Below are 617 nucleotides of genomic sequence, written 5' to 3' on the forward strand. Positions count from 1 at the left end.
ATAGGCCTCGTCGGCCGGCGCCGGCAGCGCCTGGCGGTCGAGCTTGCCGTTCGGTGTCAGCGGCAGCCCATCCAGCCGCACGAAGGCCGACGGCACCATGTAGTCGGGCAGCCTCGCACCCAGATGAGCGCGCAAGGCGCCGGCAAGCGCGCCATCGTCGTCGTCCGAGCCGGCCTCGGGCGCGCACACGACATAAGCGACAAGGTGCTTGTCGCCGGCGCGGTCCTGGCGCGCCACAACCACCGCCTCACGCACCCAGGCATGCTCGCAAAGCCGCGCCGCGATCTCACCCGGCTCGATGCGGAAGCCGCGGATCTTCACCTGCTCGTCGTTGCGGCCCAAAAACTCCAGATTGCCGTCCGGCAGATAACGCGCCAGGTCGCCAGTCTTATACAGCCGGTCGCCCTCCACAAAGGGACTGGCGATGAACCGCTCGGCCGTCAGCTCGGGCCGGTTCAGGTAGCCACGCGCAACGCCTGCGCCGCCAATGTAAAGCTCGCCCACCGCCCCGAACGGCACGGGCCCACCATGGCCGTCAAGCAGGTACACCCGCGTGTTCGCAATCGGACGGCCGATCGGGACAATCGCCCCATCAAAGTCAGCCGGGCAACTCCAGG

The 617-nt window shown here is 68.6% G+C and carries 1 protein-coding gene; it reads right to left on the reverse strand.

Annotated elements, in window-relative coordinates; all coding sequences use genetic code 11:
* A partial coding sequence (locus EN808_RS35090; RefSeq protein WP_135918213.1) for an AMP-binding protein occupies positions 1-617 on the reverse strand: 617 nt, incomplete at both ends.

The sequence above is a fragment of the Mesorhizobium sp. M8A.F.Ca.ET.165.01.1.1 genome, from assembly GCF_004792065.1.
Lineage (GTDB): Bacteria > Pseudomonadota > Alphaproteobacteria > Rhizobiales > Rhizobiaceae > Mesorhizobium.